A 16,263-nucleotide genomic window follows, 5' to 3' on the forward strand; every position below is an offset into this window, starting at 1 on the left:
GGATGTGAGGGAAAGGTGGCCAGATGTATTCCAGGTGAACGGGATCGCGTCCGACCAGGGGAAACGCGCCCTCAGATGTAGCTCAAGTCTCTTGCCTCACGGCCTGCTTGACCTGGCCATGGCCTACGGAGTCATGCATTCCCCCATGGGGTCACCACATGATCACCAAACGGAAACGGGCCAGAAGTCACCGATCGGACATCGTTTTCCCGCCAATCCTTCGCGACAGACACACCGAACCCGCGCGGATCCTTTAGGAAACCGTGACCGGCGGCGTCCACGGCCGGCCGTCCATCAGGTTGCCGAGGCCCGCCCACGCGAAGTTCATCAGGGTCGTCGCCGCCTCTCGCGCGGTGACACCCGGAGTGACGTTCGCCCAGGCCGCGAGGGACTCGGCGGCACCGACCAGGGCCTCGGCGAGCCCCGCCACCTCGCGCTCGGGCAGGTCGGGATCGCGGTGCGCCTCGCGGGCGGCGACCACGATGAGCTGGGTCACGAACTCCACGATCTCCGTGCGCATCGCGGCGACCTCGGAGGCGAACCGCTCGCCGTGTGTTCGCGCCTGCAGATGCAACACCGACCAGCCGTCGGGGTGTTCGGCAGTGTGCGCGAAGAACGCCTGCAGCCCGTCCCAGAGTTGGCGGTCGGCGGGCAGGTCCCGGCGCACGCCGCTGCGGACCGCCTCGGTCAGCGCCGTCGCCTCACGGCGGATGCACGCCGTGAACAGGTCGTCCTTGGAGTTGAGGTACAGATACACCAACGGCTTGGAGACACCGGCGAGTTCGGCGATCTCGTCCATCGACGCGGCCATGTAGCCGCGCTGCCCGAAGGTCCGCACGGCGGCGTCCAGCATCTGCTGCTCCCGGACCGCCCGCGGCATGCGCTTGGTCTTCACGGCACCCATGGGGCAAAGCCTACGGGGGGCCGGCGGCGCGGGAGTCGCTCAGGAAGAGGTCTGGGCCTGCGCCTGCGCCTGTCCCTGCGCCTGTCCCTGCGTCGCCTCGTCGACGGCGTCGTCCTCCTGGCTGCGGTTGGCCTCGAGGTTGGCCTTCATCCGGTCGACCCGCTGCGAGACCTGGACCGAGGCGCGGTCCCGCTCCTTGCGCAGCACGACGAAGCTGATCGGTGCCGACAGGACGAGGGAGAGCAGCAGGACCCACAGGAGGTTGGAGTCGCCGAAGCCACGCGGGAACGCGCCGGCGTAGACCAGGCCCCAGACGACGAGGAGGCAGCCCGCGAAGATACCGAGGCGCATCAGCGTGTAGCGGAGCATCTCAATCCAGTCTTCCGATGACGAAAAGGGGCAGCGTCCAGTGAAGCACGGCGTGAGACCGATCTTGCGGCGGGGTCAGACGAGCGTCAGCAGCATGGTGATGTCGTCGCGGTCGTCACCGGGGGCGACGCGGATCGCGGCGGGGACACGGCCGACCTCCTGGTAGCCGCAGGAGCCGTAGAACTTCTCCAGGCCGTGGCCGCCGCGGCAGCCGAGGCGTATCGCGGCTATGCCGTCGAAGCCGCGGGCCGCGTCGGCGGCGGCCGCGAGCAGGTCCCGGCCGTAGCCCTGCCCCTGGTGCTTGGGGTGCACCATCACCGTGTACAGCCACACCCAGTGCGTCATGAGCCGGTGCGTGTTGAAGGAGAAGAAGGCGGTGGCGGCGACGGTACCGGTGTCGTCGTGGCCGACGAGGAGCCGGTGGCGGCCCTCGGCCATGGCGACGAAGTGCTTCACCAACTCCGGGCGGATGTCCTCCGGGGTGACCGGCGCGACGAATCCGACGGCTCCACCGGCGTTGGACACGTCCGTCCAGAGGTCGAGGATGCCGTCACGGAGGGCGGGGGTGACGGCGGGATCCAGGGTGAAGGTAAGGGGCATGGGCAGATCGTATCTATTACGAGAGCCGGTGTGAGGAGCGGCTGTTCGCCGTACGGAGCAGGGTGCGATGTCGACCGCGGGCGCGTGGGGGGCTGGTCGCGCAGTTCCCCGCGCCCCTGACGGGGCGCACTGCAGCGCCCCTTCTTTTAGGGGCGCGGGGAACTGCGCGACAAGCCACGATGCACCCGCACCCGAGAACACACCCCGCGCCCCACTCAGACCCGCATCGGCTGGGGAGACTCCCGGCGCTCCGGGTCCGGGCCGTCGTACTCGCGGATGATCTCGTACCGCGTGTTCCGCTCCACCGGCCGGAAGCCGGCGTCGCGGATGAGGTCCAGCAGGTCCTCGCGGGTCAGCTTGTTGGGCGTGCCGTAGTTGTCCGCGTCATGGGTGATCTTGTACTCGACGACCGACCCGTCCATGTCGTCGGCCCCGTGCTGGAGCGCCAGCTGCGCCGTCTGCACGCCGTGCATGACCCAGAAGACCTTGACGTGCGGCACGTTGTCGAAGAGGAGCCGGGAGACCGCGAAGGTCTTCAGGGCCTCGGCGCCGGTCGCCATCTGGGTCCGCGCCTGGAGCCGGTTGCGTACCTTGCCGTCCTTCATGTCCACGAAGTCGTGCTGGTAGCGGAGCGGGATGAAGACCTGGAAGCCGTTCGTCTCGTCCTGGAGTTCGCGGAGACGGAGGACGTGGTCGACCCGGTGGCGGGGCTCCTCGATGTGGCCGTAGAGCATCGTGCAGGGCGTCTTGAGGCCCTTCTCGTGCGCCAGCCGGTGGATCCGGGACCAGTCCTCCCAGTGGGTGCGGTGGTCCACGATGTGCTGCCGGACCTCCCAGTCGAAGATCTCCGCGCCACCGCCGGTCAGGGACTCCAGCCCCGCGTCGATCAGCTCGTCGAGGATCTCCGAGGCCGACAGCCCGCTGATCGTCTCGAAGTGGTGGATCTCGGTGGCCGTGAAGGCCTTCAACGACACGTTCGGCAGGGCCGCCTTCAGTTCGCGCAGCGACCGCGGGTAGTACCGCCACGGCAGGTTCGGGTGCAGGCCGTTGACGATGTGCAGCTCGGTGAGGTTCTCGCCCTCCATCGCCTTGGCGAGCTTCACCGCCTCCTCGATGCGCATCGTGTACGCGTCCTTCTCGCCCGGCTTGCGCTGGAACGAGCAGTACGCGCACGACGCGGTGCACACGTTGGTCATGTTGAGGTGACGGTTGACGTTGAAATGGACGACGTCGCCGTTCTTCCGCGTCCGCACCTCGTGGGCGAGGCCGCCCAGCCAGGCCAGGTCGTCCGACTCGTACAGCGCGATGCCGTCCTCGCGGGTCAGCCGCTCACCGGCCCTGACCTTCTCCTCCAGCTCACGCTTGAGCCCGACATCCATGCCCACACCTTTCGTCACGACCACGACCACCCCACCGTACGGCTAGACCTCTTCGGGCAGTTCCCCGACCCGGTTCTCCCACTTCGTGGACAACACGATGGTGGTACGGGTCCGGGAGACGCCCTTGGTCCCGGACAGCCGCCGGATGGTCTTCTCCAGACCGTCGACGTTCGTCGAACGCACCTTGAGCATGAAGGAGTCGTCGCCGGCGATGAACCAGCAGTCCTCGATCTCCGGCAGGTCCCGCAGCCGCTGCGCCACGTCCTCGTGGTCGGCCGCGTCGGAGAGGGAGATGCCGATCAGGGCGATGACACCGAGGCCGAGCGAGGCCGCGTTGACGGTGGCGCGGTAGCCGGTGATGACACCGGCCGCCTCCAGCCGGTTGATGCGGTCGGTGACGCTGGGTCCCGACAGTCCGACGAGGCGCCCCAGCTCCGCGTACGAGGCCCGGCCGTTCTCCCTCAGGGCCTGGATGAGCTGCCTGTCCACGGCGTCCATGCGATCGAAGCCTTCCGCTGAAAGTTCCCGAAGTAGATGAGAGGTACTGCAGAGGTGGTGCCGGGTGGTGCCGGTGGTGCCGGTTGGTGCCGGGTTCTGCTACTTGCCGCCGCCTCCGAGGTCGCCCTCCCAGCGGCGGTACAGCCGGTGCCCCACACCGGCCGCGTCCAGCACCCGCCCGGCGACGAAGTCCACCAGGTCCTGGATGTGCGTCGCGCCCGCGTAGAACGCCGGCGAGGTGGGGACGACGACCGCCCCCAGGTCGTCCAGGGTGACGAGGTGACGCAGGGTCTGGCCGTTCAGCGGGGTCTCGCGGACGGCGACGACGAGCGGGCGCCGCTCCTTCAGGTGGACACTGGCCGCCCGCTGGAGCAGGTCCTTGGAGAGCCCGAGCGCGACCCCGGCGACGGCGGCGGTGGACGCCGGCACGATCAGCATGCCCTTGGTCCGGTACGAGCCGGAGGACGGCCCGGCGGCCAGGTCCCCGGCGTTCCAGTACCGCACCCGCGCCAGGTCCGCCTGGAAGGTCCCCGGCTTGCCGTCGGCCCCCCGGGCCAGCCACTCCCCCAGGTCGTCCCGCCAGTGCCCGTCCCGGAAGGAGATCCCGGTCTCGTCCAGCAGGGTGAGCCGCGAGGCCCGGCTGACCACCAGGTCGACGCTCTCCCCCGCGTCCAGCAGCGCACGCAGCACAGCGGCCGCGTACGGCGTACCGGACGCCCCGGACACCCCCACGATCCAAGGCACGCGCTGTGTTTCTCCTGCGTTCACACCTTGAGCGTACCGGCGCGCCCGACCGACTTCAGGACGGGGCCGCGGTGGCCGACGGTACTCAGACCGTCAGGCCCCGGACCAGCAGGTCCAGCAGGGCGCACACGAAGAGGGCAATGCCGATGAACCCGTTGACGCTGAAGAAGGCGCGGTTGAGGCGGGAGAGGTCGTGCGGGCGGACGATGGAGTGCTCGTAGGCGAAGGCCCCGGCGACGATCACCAGGCCCAGCCAGAAGAACCCGCCCGCGTCCGTCGCGACGGCGTACCAGACGAACAGGGCCGTGGTGATCAGGTGACAGGCGCGGGCGCCCCAGATCGCCGCCGGGATGCCGAAGCGGGCCGGCACCGACATGACGCCGATCTCGCGGTCCGTCGTCACGTCCTGGCAGGCGTAGATCAGGTCGAAGCCGCCGATCCAGATGCCGACCGCGAGGCCGAGGATCACCGCGTCCCAGGACCACTCGCCGGTGATCGCCAGCCAGCCGCCGATCGGGCCCATCGCCTGGGCGAGACCGAGGATGGCCTGCGGGAAGTTCGTGAACCGCTTGCCGTAGGGGTAGACCACCATCGGGATCACCGCGACGGGGGCGAGGGCCAGGCAGAGCGGGTTCAGCAGGGCCGCGGCGCCGAGGAAGACCACCACCGCGATCAGCGCGCCGGTCCAGGCGTGCTTCACGCTCATCGCGCCGGTGACCAGCTCACGGTGGGCCGTGCGCGGGTTCCGGGCGTCGATCTCGCGGTCGATGATCCGGTTCACGGCCATCGCGAAGGTGCGCAGGCCGACCATGCAGATCGTGACCAGGAGCAGCCGCGCCCAGTGGATGTTCTTGTCCAGCTCGAACATCGCCGTCAGCGCGGCGATGTACGCGAAGGGCAGGGCGAAGACCGAGTGCTCGATCATCACCAGACGGAGGAAGGCTTTCGTGCGTCCCGGCTGCGGGAGCGCTGCGGAAGCGGAGCTCACAGTCCGTACTCCTTCCAGCGGCGGTCGACCGTCGCCGCCGTATCCGGGTCCGACAGGACCATGTCCGGCCAGCCCCCGTCCCTGGTGTAGCCCTCCTCGGGCCACTTCTTCGTCGCGTCGATGCCCGCCTTGCCGCCCCAGAACTGCTGGTAGGAGGCGTGGTCGAGGTGGTCGACGGGGCCTTCCACGACCGTGAGGTCACGGGCGTAGTCGGTGTTGCCGAGGGCCCGCCAGGCGACCTCGTGCAGGTCGTGGACGTCGCAGTCGGAGTCGACGACCACGATCAGCTTGGTGAGGGACATCATGTGTGCCCCCCAGACCGCGTGCATGACCTTCTGCGCGTGCTTCGGGTACTTCTTGTCGATCGAGACGATCGCACAGTTGTGGAAACCGCCTGCCTCGGGGAGGTGGTAGTCCACGATGTCCGGGACGATGATCTTCAGCAGGGGGAGGAAGAACCGTTCCGTGGCGCGGCCGAGGGGTCCGTCCTCCGTCGGGGGGCGGCCGACCACGATCGACTGCAGGAGCGGCCGCTTCCGCATCGTCACGCAGTCGATGGTCAGCGCCGGGAACGGCTCCTGCGGGGTGTAGAAGCCGGTGTGGTCGCCGAAGGGGCCCTCGGGCAGCATCTCGCCCGGCTCCAGCCAGCCCTCCAGGACGACCTCGGCGTTGGCGGGGACCTGGAGCGGGACCGTCTTGCAGTCGACCATCTCGATCCGCCGGCCCGCGATGAACCCGGCGAACAGGTACTCGTCGATGTCACCGGGGAGCGGGGCGGTGGAGGCGTAGGTGACGGCCGGCGGGCAGCCGAAGGCGATCGCGACGGGCAGCCGCTCGCCCCTGCGGGCCGCCACCTGGTAGTGGTTGCGGCTGTCCTTGTGGATCTGCCAGTGCATGCCGATGGTGTTCCGGTCGTGCCGCTGGAGCCGGTACAGGCCCAGGTTGCGGATGCCGGACTCGGGGTCCCTGGTGTGGGTCAGGCCCAGGTTGAAGAAGGAGCCGCCGTCCTGCGGCCAGGTGAACAGGGCCGGCAGCCGGTCCAGGTCGACGTCGTCGCCGTGCAGGACGACCTCCTGGACCGGGGCGTTGTCGGACTTCACCTTCTTCGGCGGTACGTGGGCCATCGCGCCGAGCTTCCCGAAGGCCTCCCGCACACCGACGAAGCCGTGCGGGAGTTCGGGGCGCAGCAGGCCGCCGATCTTCTCGGAGATCTCGCCGTACGACTTCAGTCCGAGGGCCTTGAGCAGGCGCCGGTCGGTACCGAAGACGTTCATGGCGAGGGGCATGCTGGAGCCACGCACGTTCTCGAAGAGCAGCGCCGGTCCACCCGCCTTCTGCACCCGGTCGACGATCTCCCCGACCTCCAGATACGGGTCGACCTCGGCCTTGACACGCTTGAGGTCACCCTCGCGCTCCAGTGCCCGGAGCAGGGAGCGAAGATCGTCGTAAGCCATGCGTCCCAGTATCGGCCACCCGGGGTCCCGGCCCCGTCACCACCCCCGCCGATACCCCCTGCGATACTCGTCGGCCGTGACAGTCCACCGCCGGATCAGCCGGTTACCGCTGCTCGCCCTGCTGCTCGTGCTCGCCGCCTGTGCGCCGGGCCAGGACACCGGCGGCTCGCCGGTCTCCGCGCTGACCCGGGTCCCGGCCGCCGACCGCGCGGCCGCCCCGGACCTGTCGGGCAGCGGCCTGGACGGCAGGGCGGTACGGCTCGCCGACTACCGCGGCAAGGTCGTCGTCCTGAACGTGTGGGCGTCCTGGTGCGGGCCCTGCCGGGCCGAGGCGCCCGAACTGTCCAAGGCGCAGCAGGAGTTGTCGGCCAAGGGGGTCCAGGTGTTCGGGGTGGACACGGACGCCCGGCGGGACAATGGGCGGTCGTTCGAGCGTGCGCACGGGCTGGTCTACCCGAGTCTGCACGACCCCGGCAGCCGCAAGCTGCTCCGGCTGCCCCGGGGCTATGCGCCGCGGGCGCTGCCGTACACCCTCTTCATCGACCGGGACGGGAAGATCGCCGCGAAGTACCTGAGCCCGCTCACGGCGGCGGACGTGCGCGCGATCGTCGGGCCGCTGCTGGCCGAGAAGGCGTGACGAAGGCCTGCCGAAGGCTCGCGGAAGGCGCGCCGAAGGCCTGACGAAGGCTCACGGAAGGCGCGCCGAAGGAGTGCCGAAGGCGTGACTAACCGGCGTCGCTCGCAAGGCACTTCGCGCCCGCCCTGATGGGCGCCACCAGGTGGCTGAGGTCCAGCAGCACCGCGTCCGGGCGGGTCACCGAGTCGGCGATCGAGACCTCCACGGCGGGGTTGCGGCCGTAGGTGACCAGGTACCTGCGGCCCCCCGCCCGTTCCCGCCACACCCAGTCCACGCCGTCCACGCTGACGCACGCGTCCGTCGTCGGGGCGGGCGGGGTGAGGCCGCAGCGCAGCTCCACCGCTCCGTGGCCCCAGACCGCGAGGCCCTCGAAGGTGACCGGGTCGCGGGCGGCGCCGCCGAGGCGGTCGGGGTAGCGGTCGGCGATCCGCGCGCACGCCGGGTCCTTCGCCAGCGGCCCCTGCGCCAGACCGAACACCGGCGAACTCAGCTCGTACGCCACCAGTCCGGCGCCGACGACCACCCCGGCCGCGGCCACCCCGGCCGCCGCCCGCCCCCTGCGAGACCACCCACGCACCACCGCTGCTCCCCCCTGCGTATCGAGGGGACCCATCATGCCCACGGCCCCGTCGGCGGACGTCGCCCACCCGCTACTCTGGCCGCCATGCTCAGGTATCTGCCTCTTCTGCTGGTCCTCGCGCTGTGGATCTACGCCTTCGTGGACTGCCTGAACACCCCCGAGGACGAGGTCCGTGCCCTGCCGAAGCTGGCGTGGGTGGTGATCATCCTGCTCTTCGGCGAGGTGCTGGTCGGCCCGGTGGCCTGGCTGGTCGCGGGCAGGGCACGGCAGCCGCGGGAGCGGTGGGTGGCGCCGGACGACAACCCGGAGTTCCTGAAGTCCCTGAAGCGGGACGATCCGCGGACCGACTGACCGGGCGCTTCCCGCTAGAGCAGCGCCTTGACCTGGGCCGCGGTCAGCGCCCGCTGGAACACGGCGAGGGGACGGACACCCCACCGCCGGAGTGCCGCGGAGCCTTCTTGCCGCCACCCCCGTTGACGACGTGCGCGACCGGTACGGCGGCGAGCTGGCGGCCGCGCCCCCCGAGACGAGGAGCGCGCGACGGCTCGACCGAGGAACAGGACCGGACCGTCGGGGGACTTGCTGTCACGGACGGGGACGACGGAGGTGAACTTGGGGACGAGTCCAAGGCAGTTGCCGCCGTGCCCGTCGCTGTAGCTGCTCTCGGTCCACATCGCCGCGCTCAGCTGGTGCTGGCGCAGGACGACACCGCCGAGCCGGAGTACGACGCGTACTGCGTATCCGGGGACGGGGCGGACTGCGGGGCGGCCTCGGGTCCGTTCGCCTCACCAGCGGCCGTTGAGGAGTGGCAACGCAGGCATACCCGGGGCACCCGGCACCCGCGCTACCGCCGCAGCTTCACCGACTACGCGGTCCTGGAGCCGGAGGGTGCGCGGCCCTGACGCGGGTCAGCAGGGCGAATCGTCCGGCAGATGCGCCTTCGCCCACTCGCCGAGTTCCCTCAGTGAGGGTCCCAGCGCGGCGCCCGCCGCGGTCAGGCGGTACGAGACCCGCAGCGGCGGGCCCTCGTCGACCTCCCGCACGACGAGTCCCGCGCCGCCGAGTTCGGTGAGCCGGTCGGAGAGCATGCGTTCGCTGATGCCGGGGATGGCGCGGCGCAGGTTGGCGAAGTGGGTCGGCTGGTCCATCAGGACGGACAGGATCGGGCCGTTCCAGCGCTTTCCCAGCACCTGGAAGACGCGCGTGATGCCGGCGTCCACACCTTTGCACTGCTCCGGGTCGTGCGTCTGGTCCACCGCCATGGGATCAGGGTACAGGCCCACCACGAGACAGGGCTGAAAAAAAGTAAGTACCTGTGTTATCTATAGCTGAGTACGAATTCTCAGCCCCTCGCGTCTCGCGCCGGGCTTTGCCACCCCTGTGTCTGGAGACACCCATGGCCACCCTTCTCCACATCGACTCGTCGCTCCTGCCGGGCGAGGCGTCCGCCTCCCGTGCCGTCACGGACGCCTTCCGCACGGCATGGCAGGAGCAGCACCCCGACGGCACGGTGATCTACCGCGACCTGGCGGCCGACCCGGTGCCGCACATCACCGCGGCCGGCCACAGCGCCGGTTTCGCCGACCCCGCAACCCACACCCCCGAGCAGGCGGCGGCCTTCGCCGACCGCGTGAAGCTGGTCGAGGAGCTGGAGCGGGCGGACGCGATCCTCATAGGCGCGCCGATGTACAACTTCACGATCCCGTCGACGCTCAAGGCGTGGCTGGACAACGTGATCCTGATCGGTCGCACCGGGGGCGAGAACCCGTCCGCCAAGGGCACTCCGGTCACCGTCGTGGCCAGCCGCGGCGGTTCGTACGCGCCGGGCACCCCCCGGGAGCCGTTCGAGTACGTGCAGAACTACCTGTCCGCGGTCCTCTCCGGAGCCCTCGGCCTCGAAGTCGACTTCATCGTCCCGGAACTGACGATGGCTCCGCAGGTGCCGGCCATGGCCGAGCTCGTGCCGCTCTACGAAGCCTCCCGCGACCGCGCCCTCCAGGAGGCGGCCGACAAGGCGAAGGACCTGGCCGGACGCCTCACCGCGTAGGGCAACTCCGGGCGGGCCGATTGCGCCGATCGGCCCAGCAGCGCATGCGGTCCTGGTGGCGGGCGGTTGTGATGGACGCGTTCTCACCCCGCTACCAGGAGGCCTTCATGCGCATCCGCGCCCTCGCCGTCACCGGCGCCATCGCCGCCACCCTCGCCCTGGGCACCACCGCCGCCTACGCCGACAACGGAGGCAACGGCGGCAACGGCGCCAACGCGACCGGCACCGCAGTCAACAGCCCGGGCGTCCTGTCGGGCAACGTCGTCCAGGTGCCGATCAGCATTCCGATCAACGTGTGCGGCAACACCGTCAACGTCCTCGCCCTGCTCAACCCGGCCGTCGGCAACTCCTGCAGCAACCGCTGAACCTGGCCCGAAAGCCGTAGCGGGAGCCTCCGGAGGACGACCCACCTCCGGAAGCTCCCGCATGCGTGCAGGTTGTACGCCGGTAAGCCGTCCGAAACGGACAATGCGCCCCTGGGCCGGGCCGGGGGCGAACCCGACACTTACCTCGTATGACGACTGCTCCCGCCGGTTCCACCACCAGTATCGCGCCCGAGTACGGCGACCGGGTCATCGCCGTGGAGGCGGCGGGCTCGGAACCGATCCCCGACGCCGAACGCCACGGCAGTCCGCTCCAGCTCCTGTGGACCTGGGCGTCCCCCAACATCGAGTTCGCGACCGTCTACATCGGCGTGATCGCGGTCCTCTTCTTCGGCCTGGACTTCTGGACGGCGACCGCCGCGATCCTGCTGGGCACGGCGTTCGGCGCGGTCACGCAGGGCGTGCTGTCGCTGGACGGGCCGCGGTTCGGCGTCCCGCAGATGGTGATCGGCCGCTTCTCCTTCGGCTACCTCGGCAACATCCTGCCCTCCGCCGCCAACGGCCTGCTCGCGGGCGTCGGCTGGTTCGCGGTGAACAGCGTGAGCGCGGCCTTCGCCCTCAACACGCTGACCGGCCTGCGGCCCCTGCCCTCCCTCCTGCTCGTCGTGGTCGCCGAGATCCTGATCGGGTTCATCGGCCACAACTTCGTGCACACCTTCGAGAAGTACGCGTTCCCGGCGCTCGCGGTGATCTTCCTGCTGGCCGGGGTGTGGACCTTCAAGGACGCGGACCTCGGCGGGGGCGGCTCAGGCGGCGGTGTCGGCGGATTCCTGCTCGCGTTCAGCGCGGCCTGGGGGTACGCGGCCGGCTGGAACCCGTACGCCACGGACTACTCGCGCTATCTGCCGCGGACCGCGGACAAGGCGAAGACGGTCCTGTGGCCGGCGGTCGGCCTGTTCGTGTCGGTCTCGATCGTCGCCGTCATCGGTGCCGCCTCGGCCACGATCATCGCCCCGAAGGACGCCACACCCACGGCCGCGTTCACCGGCCACCTCCCCGGCTGGCTCGGCGACCTCGTCCTGCTCGCCATCATGCTCGGCGGGGTCTCGGCGAACGCCCTCAACGTGTACTCCGGGGCGATCTCCATCGCCTCCTTCGGCCTGAAACTCCCGACCTGGCTGAGCCGCAGCGCGCTGGTCGTGGTCTCGGGCATCGCCGGTACGGCCGCCGCCTGGGCCTCGCTGGACGACGCGGGGGCGGCGTACGAGGCGTTCCTGCTGGTCATCGCGTACTGGGTGGCGCCCTGGCTGGGGGTCGTGCTGGTGGAGCGGTGGCGCCAGGGCCGTACGGCGACGGACGAGGAACTGGCCACCCGCCTGTCCGACCGCTCCTTCACCAACTGGCCGGGGCTGGCGTCCCTGTTGATCGGCGTCGCGGTCTCCGTCCCGCTCTTCTCCAACCAGGAGGACTACGTCGGCTGGGTACCGAAGCACCACCCCGCCTTCGGCGACATCACACCGGTGGTCGGCTTCGCGGTGAGCGCGCTGCTGTACGCGGCGCTGCGGAGCCGGACCAGGCGGACGCCGTGACCCGGCCCGGGTGACCGGGCGCCTGCCACCCCCGTCGGCCCGCCCGGGTAACGGCCCGGACACACCACCCGGGTGACGGTCCGTCCGGCCTCAGTCGTCGTCCCGCAGACGCCGCCAGATACGGGTGCGGTGCAGCAGGAGGAGCGAGGCGACCACGGCGACCAGCTGGAGCCCCACGGCGAGCAGCCAGAACTCGTCCCGGGTCTCCAGCCGGTTCGTCAGGAAGGTGAAGTTCATGCCGAAGAAACCGGTCAGGAACGACAGCGGCAGGAAGATCACCGACACGATCGTCAGCCGGTTGACCACACCGTTCTGTTCGCCCGCGACCAGGGAGCCGTAGCTGGCGAAGGCCCGGCGGGTGGCGTCCTGGAGCGACTCGATGTCCGCGAGGACCAGGCGTGCCGCCCGCTGGAACTCCCGGGCGAGCCGCTGCCGTTCCGCCGGGAAGTCGGGGCTCATCATCCTGCGGGTGACCACCTCCTCGACCGCCTGGAGGTAGGGCAGCAGGGCGTGGTGCAGGAGGGCGGCCCAGCGGCGCTGCTGGGACAGCAGATAGATCTGCTCGGGCCGCCGTCCGTCGAACATGGCGTCCTCCAGCTCCTCCACCTGGAGCAGCGCCTGCACCGAGGCCCGGCGGAACGTCGCCAGCGCCTCCTGGAGCAGCAGGAACAGCGTGGCCACGGCGTCATGGGGCCGCTCCCGCCGCAGCTGCGCCCGCAGGCCCGGCGCCAGGACGGGCCGGCCCCAGTGCGCGGCCACCAGGAAGCGCTCGCCGGCCAGGGTGTGCACGTGGGTGATCCGGTCGTCCACGACCACGGGCACGACGAACCCGGCGACGTCCCCCAGGAACTCGGCCCGCGGCGACTCGTCGGGCACGCCGAACCAGTCCAGGTCCTCGTCGTCCAGCCCGAGCCGGGCGGCCACCGGTTCGTCCACCGCCTCCGAGAGTTCCACCCCGAGGATCAGGAACGGGTCCTCGGCGAGCCGCCGACGTGCCTCCGGCACGGAGATACGCGTCGTGCCCCCGTCTGGCACCGACACCCTCGTTACGATCATCACCTCACCGCTGATCCCGTCGGCCACGGTCCCAGCGTCCGTACGATCCCCGGTCCGCGCACTCGGAAGCGTCCGGATGCCGGGCGGGCCGGCCACCAACGGGTGAGAGCCCGGTTCGCTCACGCCACCGTGCGCAGCCCGCCCACCGCGACCGCCGTCCCCCGCACCACCCGGTGCGCGCAGGCCGCCGTCAGGAGTTCACCCAGCAGGTCGGGGTCGTCGATCTCCAGGTCGAGGAGGGACTCGATGCGCTCCAGGCGCTGGTAGAGGGACTGGCGGCCGATGTGCAGGAGGGCGGCCGTGCGGGTCGGGGAGCAGCCGTGGCGGAGGTGCACCTCCAGGGTGCGGACCAGGTCGCTGGCGTGGGCGGCCTCCCAGGCCAGCAGCGGGCCGAGGGTGTGCCGGACGAGCGCGGTGAGGCGTTCGCGGTTGGCGGCGATCCCGCCCCGGGTCAGCTCCCGCTCCAGGGCGAGGGCGCGGGCCGAGGTCACCGACGGGCCCTGCGCCGGGGCCGGTTCCGCGGGCGGCACGGTCAGCGCCAGTTCGAGGGTGGTGCGGGCAGCGCGCAGCGTCTCGCTCCAGAGCAGCCAGCCGCCGCCCGCGTCGACGGCGTGCCCGACGGCGACGGTGAGCCCGGCGCCGGCGACCGTGCGAAAGGCCTCCTGCACCGCGCGGACGGGGTCGCGGGAGCCGAGCCCCGCGCCGACGCCGGTGCCGGCACCCGCGCCCGTGCCGACCCGGCCCGCGCCCGCACGGCCGTCGGTGCCCGGCAGCGCGACCAGCGCGAGTACGTCACCGGGGAAGGCCGCCCGCATCGCCCCCGCTCCGCCCAGCAGCCGTACCGCCCGGTCCACGGCCCCGGTCTCCCGCGTCCCGTGCACCGACACCCCGATCAGCCGTGCCCCCGGCCCCGGATGGAACCCGGCGAGCGCCGAGCGGGCCTCCACCTCCGGCTGGTTCAGCGCGGCCCGGTCGGCCAGATCGGCCAGCAGGGCGGCCGTGTGATCGTCACCCCAGGGCCGCACCACCGCCCGCCCGGACAGTCCGCGCGCGACGATCGCCCGGTTGGCGGCCTCGGCGATCCGGACGAAGGGCACCACCCGGTGCAGGGCGAGCAGCGGCAGGTCGAGGCGGCAGGCCTCGTCGGTCACCTCCGGCGGCATGCTGGGCAGGGCCCTTCCGACCTCCACCGCGAGCCCGGCAGCACCGCGCGCCGCCAGCTCCCGCACGTACCGGCGGCGGACCTCGTCGCCGGCGTCGGTCAGCCCGAAGCCGTTGGTGAGGAGCAGTTCGCCGCCGTCGAGGAAGTTGGCGCCCTCGTAGACCTCGCTGGAGTGCACCCAGCGCACGGGGCGGTCCAGGGCGCCCTCCCCGGCGAGCAGTTCGGGGCGGGCCGCCCGCACGGGGTCGAGGGCCAGGACTTCGCGGAGGGTGAGTGCGGGCACGGCGGCCTCCAGGGGACGGGCACGGCCGCTGACATTTCGTCCGGCCGGGGGTTGCCCGGAGGGTACTTTCCGCACGTTGCCCTCGTGTTTCGGCCACAGGAGAGTGAGGACATGGATCAGCTGCAAGCACGGACCTGGCTCGCCACCGCCGTCGCCGAGGCCCGCGCCGGGCTCGCCGAGGGGGGCATCCCGATTGGCGCCGCCCTCTACGGCGCCGACGGCGCGCTGCTCGGCCGCGGGCACAACCGGCGGGTGCAGGACGGCGACCCGTCCCTGCACGCCGAGACCGCCGCCTTCCGCGCGGCGGGACGGCAGCGGTCGTACCGGGGCACCACCATGGTGACGACTCTGTCGCCCTGCTGGTACTGCTCGGGTCTGGTCCGCCAGTTCGGGATCTCCCGGGTCGTGATCGGCGAGGCGGCCACCTTCCACGGCGGCCACGACTGGCTCGCCGAGCACGGCGTGGAGATCGTCCTGCTGGACGACCCGGAGTGCGTCGACGTGATGCGCGCCTTCATCAAGAACAACCCGGCTCTGTGGAACGAGGACATCGGTGAATGACACGACCAGCAGCCCCCGTATCCCCACCGTCGACCTGCGCCCCTGGCTCGAAGGGGACGAGGCGGACCGGCGGGAGATCGCCCGGACCGTCGACGGTGCCCTGCAGACCGCCGGGTTCCTGCTCGTGACCGGGCACGGGGTCGGGGCGGAGTTGCGGAGCGGGGTGCGGGAGGCCGCACGGCGGTTCTTCGGGCTGTCCGACGAGGTGAAGCGGGCGTACGAGGCGAAGGTGGGCGGGCGCGGGTGGCTCGGGCCGGGCGCGGAGGCCAACGGCTACTCGGAGGGCACCGAGACGCCGCCCGACCTGAAGGAGTCACTGACCTTCGCGACCCACGAACCGTTCGAGGACCCGGTGGTCAACGCCGAGTGGTACGCGCCCAACGTGTGGCCGGCGGAGGTGCCGGAGCTGCGGGTGATCTGCGAGGAGTACCTGGAGCGGATGGCCGAGCTGGAGAAGGAGCTGCTGTCGCTCCTCGGGTACGCGCTCGGGCTCGAACGGGACTTCTTCTCCCGCCACATGGACCATCCGACGTACGGCTTCAACATCAACTGGTATCCGGGGACCGAGGTGCTCGGCGAGCCCGCGCCGGGGCAGTTCCGGATCGGGCCGCACACCGACTTCGGGACGGTGACCATCCTGGACCGGCAGGCGGGCAAGGGCGGGCTGCAGGTGTACACCGACGAGGGCGGGTGGGAGGACGCGCCGTACGACCCCGCCGCCTTCACCATCAACATCGGTGACCTGATGGCCCGTTGGACCGGCGACCGGTGGCGGTCGGGACGGCACCGGGTGCTGCCGCCGCCCACCGACGCGCCCGGCGAGGAGCTGATGTCCCTCGTCTACTTCGGCGAGTGCACTCCCGGCACCACCGTCGAGTCGGTCCCCGCGCCGGTCGGCCGGGTGGCGTACCCGCCGGTCGACTCGCACGTCTACCTGCGGGAGAAGCTGGACTCCATCACGGTCGGCTGACCACCACCACGGTCGCCTGACCACCACCACGGTCGCCTGACCACCATCACGACCGACGGTGTCACTACCGGTGCCGGTTTCGTAACCATACGGACATCACTCGGTCTGGCCCGAAGCAA

At 71.0% G+C, this 16,263-nt stretch carries 21 protein-coding genes; 8 read left to right on the forward strand and 13 right to left on the reverse strand.

The window, feature by feature from the left end; genetic code table 11:
- Nucleotides 1-253 precede the first annotated feature (253 nt).
- From AB0N16_RS10320 to AB0N16_RS10355, 8 genes are all read right to left on the reverse strand, one after another.
- Entirely contained in the window at nt 254-904 is a 651-nt protein-coding gene (locus AB0N16_RS10320) for a TetR/AcrR family transcriptional regulator (protein WP_365795012.1), read from the reverse strand.
- 39 nt (nt 905-943) lie between these two features.
- Nucleotides 944-1,273 carry a DUF4229 domain-containing protein gene (locus AB0N16_RS10325; protein ID WP_365795014.1) on the reverse strand — a complete coding sequence of 110 codons (330 nt, stop codon included), beginning with the start codon at nt 1,271-1,273 and terminating at the stop codon, nt 944-946.
- 75 nt (nt 1,274-1,348) lie between these two features.
- Nucleotides 1,349-1,873, reverse strand: coding sequence for a GNAT family N-acetyltransferase (locus AB0N16_RS10330; protein WP_365795016.1), 525 nt, complete (start codon nt 1,871-1,873; stop codon nt 1,349-1,351).
- A 215-nt stretch (nt 1,874-2,088) separates the two neighbouring features.
- Nucleotides 2,089-3,252 (reverse strand): aminofutalosine synthase MqnE, encoded by a 1,164-nt coding sequence (mqnE, locus tag AB0N16_RS10335; RefSeq protein WP_365795018.1) that lies wholly within the window; start codon nt 3,250-3,252, stop codon nt 2,089-2,091.
- Nucleotides 3,253-3,294: 42 nt separating this feature from the next.
- Entirely contained in the window at nt 3,295-3,750 is a 456-nt protein-coding gene (locus AB0N16_RS10340; RefSeq protein ID WP_351694208.1) for an Lrp/AsnC family transcriptional regulator, read from the reverse strand.
- 99 nt (nt 3,751-3,849) lie between these two features.
- Entirely contained in the window at nt 3,850-4,494 is a 645-nt protein-coding gene (locus AB0N16_RS10345; RefSeq protein ID WP_365795019.1) for a UbiX family flavin prenyltransferase, read from the reverse strand.
- Between the two features lie 85 nt (nt 4,495-4,579).
- Nucleotides 4,580-5,482: a menaquinone biosynthesis prenyltransferase MqnP gene (mqnP, locus tag AB0N16_RS10350; RefSeq protein ID WP_365795021.1), complete on the reverse strand. Its 903-nt coding sequence runs from the start codon at nt 5,480-5,482 to the stop codon at nt 4,580-4,582.
- The gene (locus AB0N16_RS10355) at nt 5,479-6,936 is read right to left on the reverse strand and encodes a menaquinone biosynthesis decarboxylase (RefSeq protein ID WP_365795023.1); all 1,458 of its coding nucleotides are present in this window, start codon (nt 6,934-6,936) and stop codon (nt 5,479-5,481) included. Before AB0N16_RS10355 ends, mqnP begins: the two co-directional genes overlap by 4 nt.
- Nucleotides 6,937-7,012: 76 nt before the next feature.
- On the opposite strand from AB0N16_RS10355, the gene AB0N16_RS10360 reads away from it, so the two are divergent.
- Nucleotides 7,013-7,573 carry a TlpA disulfide reductase family protein gene (locus AB0N16_RS10360; protein WP_365795025.1) on the forward strand — a complete coding sequence of 187 codons (561 nt, stop codon included), beginning with the start codon at nt 7,013-7,015 and terminating at the stop codon, nt 7,571-7,573.
- 88 nt (nt 7,574-7,661) lie between these two features.
- On the opposite strand, the gene AB0N16_RS10365 is transcribed toward AB0N16_RS10360, so the two are convergent.
- Nucleotides 7,662-8,150, reverse strand: a complete 489-nt coding sequence (locus AB0N16_RS10365; RefSeq protein WP_365795027.1) for a DUF3515 family protein — start codon at nt 8,148-8,150, stop codon at nt 7,662-7,664.
- A gap of 87 nt (nt 8,151-8,237) precedes the next feature.
- Here AB0N16_RS10365 and AB0N16_RS10370 point away from each other — a divergent pair, with 87 nt between their 5' ends.
- Entirely contained in the window at nt 8,238-8,504 is a 267-nt protein-coding gene (locus tag AB0N16_RS10370) for a PLD nuclease N-terminal domain-containing protein (protein ID WP_365795029.1), read from the forward strand.
- Nucleotides 8,505-8,518: 14 nt separating this feature from the next.
- On the opposite strand, the gene AB0N16_RS10375 is transcribed toward AB0N16_RS10370, so the two are convergent.
- Nucleotides 8,519-8,827 (reverse strand): DUF397 domain-containing protein, encoded by a 309-nt coding sequence (locus AB0N16_RS10375; protein WP_365795031.1) that lies wholly within the window; start codon nt 8,825-8,827, stop codon nt 8,519-8,521.
- Between AB0N16_RS10375 and AB0N16_RS10380 the strand changes: the two genes are divergently transcribed.
- Nucleotides 8,795-9,055: a hypothetical protein gene (locus tag AB0N16_RS10380; protein ID WP_365795033.1), complete on the forward strand. Its 261-nt coding sequence runs from the start codon at nt 8,795-8,797 to the stop codon at nt 9,053-9,055. The two genes, AB0N16_RS10375 and AB0N16_RS10380, sit on opposite strands and share 33 nt — an antisense overlap.
- 6 nt (nt 9,056-9,061) lie before the next feature.
- Here AB0N16_RS10380 and AB0N16_RS10385 read toward each other — a convergent pair whose 3' ends face one another.
- Nucleotides 9,062-9,415 carry a helix-turn-helix domain-containing protein gene (locus AB0N16_RS10385; protein ID WP_365795035.1) on the reverse strand — a complete coding sequence of 118 codons (354 nt, stop codon included), beginning with the start codon at nt 9,413-9,415 and terminating at the stop codon, nt 9,062-9,064.
- A 134-nt stretch (nt 9,416-9,549) separates the two neighbouring features.
- On the opposite strand from AB0N16_RS10385, the gene AB0N16_RS10390 reads away from it, so the two are divergent.
- The 3 genes from AB0N16_RS10390 to AB0N16_RS10400 all read left to right on the forward strand — a co-directional run bounded on the left by AB0N16_RS10390 (nt 9,550) and on the right by AB0N16_RS10400 (nt 12,112).
- Nucleotides 9,550-10,200, forward strand: a complete 651-nt coding sequence (locus AB0N16_RS10390) for an NAD(P)H-dependent oxidoreductase (protein ID WP_365795037.1) — start codon at nt 9,550-9,552, stop codon at nt 10,198-10,200.
- A 71-nt stretch (nt 10,201-10,271) separates the two neighbouring features.
- Nucleotides 10,272-10,565 carry a chaplin gene (locus AB0N16_RS10395; RefSeq protein ID WP_365795039.1) on the forward strand — a complete coding sequence of 98 codons (294 nt, stop codon included), beginning with the start codon at nt 10,272-10,274 and terminating at the stop codon, nt 10,563-10,565.
- 149 nt (nt 10,566-10,714) lie between these two features.
- Nucleotides 10,715-12,112 (forward strand): cytosine permease, encoded by a 1,398-nt coding sequence (locus AB0N16_RS10400; protein WP_365795041.1) that lies wholly within the window; start codon nt 10,715-10,717, stop codon nt 12,110-12,112.
- 90 nt (nt 12,113-12,202) lie between these two features.
- On the opposite strand, the gene AB0N16_RS10405 is transcribed toward AB0N16_RS10400, so the two are convergent.
- Together AB0N16_RS10405 and AB0N16_RS10410 are read right to left on the reverse strand one after the other, a co-directional pair.
- The gene (locus tag AB0N16_RS10405; RefSeq protein ID WP_365795043.1) at nt 12,203-13,117 is read right to left on the reverse strand and encodes a CorA family divalent cation transporter; all 915 of its coding nucleotides are present in this window, start codon (nt 13,115-13,117) and stop codon (nt 12,203-12,205) included.
- 170 nt (nt 13,118-13,287) lie between these two features.
- Nucleotides 13,288-14,613: a PucR family transcriptional regulator gene (locus AB0N16_RS10410; RefSeq protein ID WP_365795045.1), complete on the reverse strand. Its 1,326-nt coding sequence runs from the start codon at nt 14,611-14,613 to the stop codon at nt 13,288-13,290.
- 111 nt (nt 14,614-14,724) lie between these two features.
- On the opposite strand from AB0N16_RS10410, the gene AB0N16_RS10415 reads away from it, so the two are divergent.
- Together AB0N16_RS10415 and AB0N16_RS10420 are read left to right on the forward strand one after the other, a co-directional pair.
- A complete protein-coding gene (locus tag AB0N16_RS10415; RefSeq protein WP_365795046.1) occupies nt 14,725-15,174 on the forward strand; it encodes a nucleoside deaminase in 450 nt (149 codons plus the stop codon).
- A complete protein-coding gene (locus AB0N16_RS10420; RefSeq protein WP_365795048.1) occupies nt 15,167-16,144 on the forward strand; it encodes a 2-oxoglutarate and iron-dependent oxygenase domain-containing protein in 978 nt (325 codons plus the stop codon). The genes AB0N16_RS10415 and AB0N16_RS10420 overlap by 8 nt, the downstream gene beginning before the upstream one ends.
- The last annotated feature ends 119 nt before the right edge of the window (nt 16,145-16,263 follow it).

The organism is Streptomyces sp. NPDC051105 (assembly GCF_040682795.1).
Lineage (GTDB): Bacteria > Actinomycetota > Actinomycetes > Streptomycetales > Streptomycetaceae > Streptomyces.

What these genes read in the sequence shown, in the direction of transcription:
- AB0N16_RS10325 (WP_365795014.1), bottom strand. Translation starts at nt 1,273, where the DNA reads ATGCTCCGCTACACGCTGATGCGCCTCGGTATCTTCGCGGGCTGCCTC.
- mqnE (WP_365795018.1), bottom strand. Translation starts at nt 3,252, where the DNA reads ATGGATGTCGGGCTCAAGCGTGAGCTGGAGGAGAAGGTCAGGGCCGGT.
- AB0N16_RS10355 (WP_365795023.1), bottom strand. Translation starts at nt 6,936, where the DNA reads ATGGCTTACGACGATCTTCGCTCCCTGCTCCGGGCACTGGAGCGCGAG.
- AB0N16_RS10395 (WP_365795039.1), top strand. Translation starts at nt 10,272, where the DNA reads ATGGACGCGTTCTCACCCCGCTACCAGGAGGCCTTCATGCGCATCCGC.
- AB0N16_RS10390 (WP_365795037.1), top strand. Translation starts at nt 9,550, where the DNA reads ATGGCCACCCTTCTCCACATCGACTCGTCGCTCCTGCCGGGCGAGGCG.
- AB0N16_RS10385 (WP_365795035.1), bottom strand. Translation starts at nt 9,415, where the DNA reads ATGGCGGTGGACCAGACGCACGACCCGGAGCAGTGCAAAGGTGTGGAC.
- AB0N16_RS10400 (WP_365795041.1), top strand. Translation starts at nt 10,715, where the DNA reads ATGACGACTGCTCCCGCCGGTTCCACCACCAGTATCGCGCCCGAGTAC.
- AB0N16_RS10415 (WP_365795046.1), top strand. Translation starts at nt 14,725, where the DNA reads ATGGATCAGCTGCAAGCACGGACCTGGCTCGCCACCGCCGTCGCCGAG.
- AB0N16_RS10340 (WP_351694208.1), bottom strand. Translation starts at nt 3,750, where the DNA reads ATGGACGCCGTGGACAGGCAGCTCATCCAGGCCCTGAGGGAGAACGGC.
- AB0N16_RS10370 (WP_365795029.1), top strand. Translation starts at nt 8,238, where the DNA reads ATGCTCAGGTATCTGCCTCTTCTGCTGGTCCTCGCGCTGTGGATCTAC.
- AB0N16_RS10330 (WP_365795016.1), bottom strand. Translation starts at nt 1,873, where the DNA reads ATGCCCCTTACCTTCACCCTGGATCCCGCCGTCACCCCCGCCCTCCGT.
- AB0N16_RS10320 (WP_365795012.1), bottom strand. Translation starts at nt 904, where the DNA reads ATGGGTGCCGTGAAGACCAAGCGCATGCCGCGGGCGGTCCGGGAGCAG.
- AB0N16_RS10375 (WP_365795031.1), bottom strand. Translation starts at nt 8,827, where the DNA reads ATGTGGACCGAGAGCAGCTACAGCGACGGGCACGGCGGCAACTGCCTT.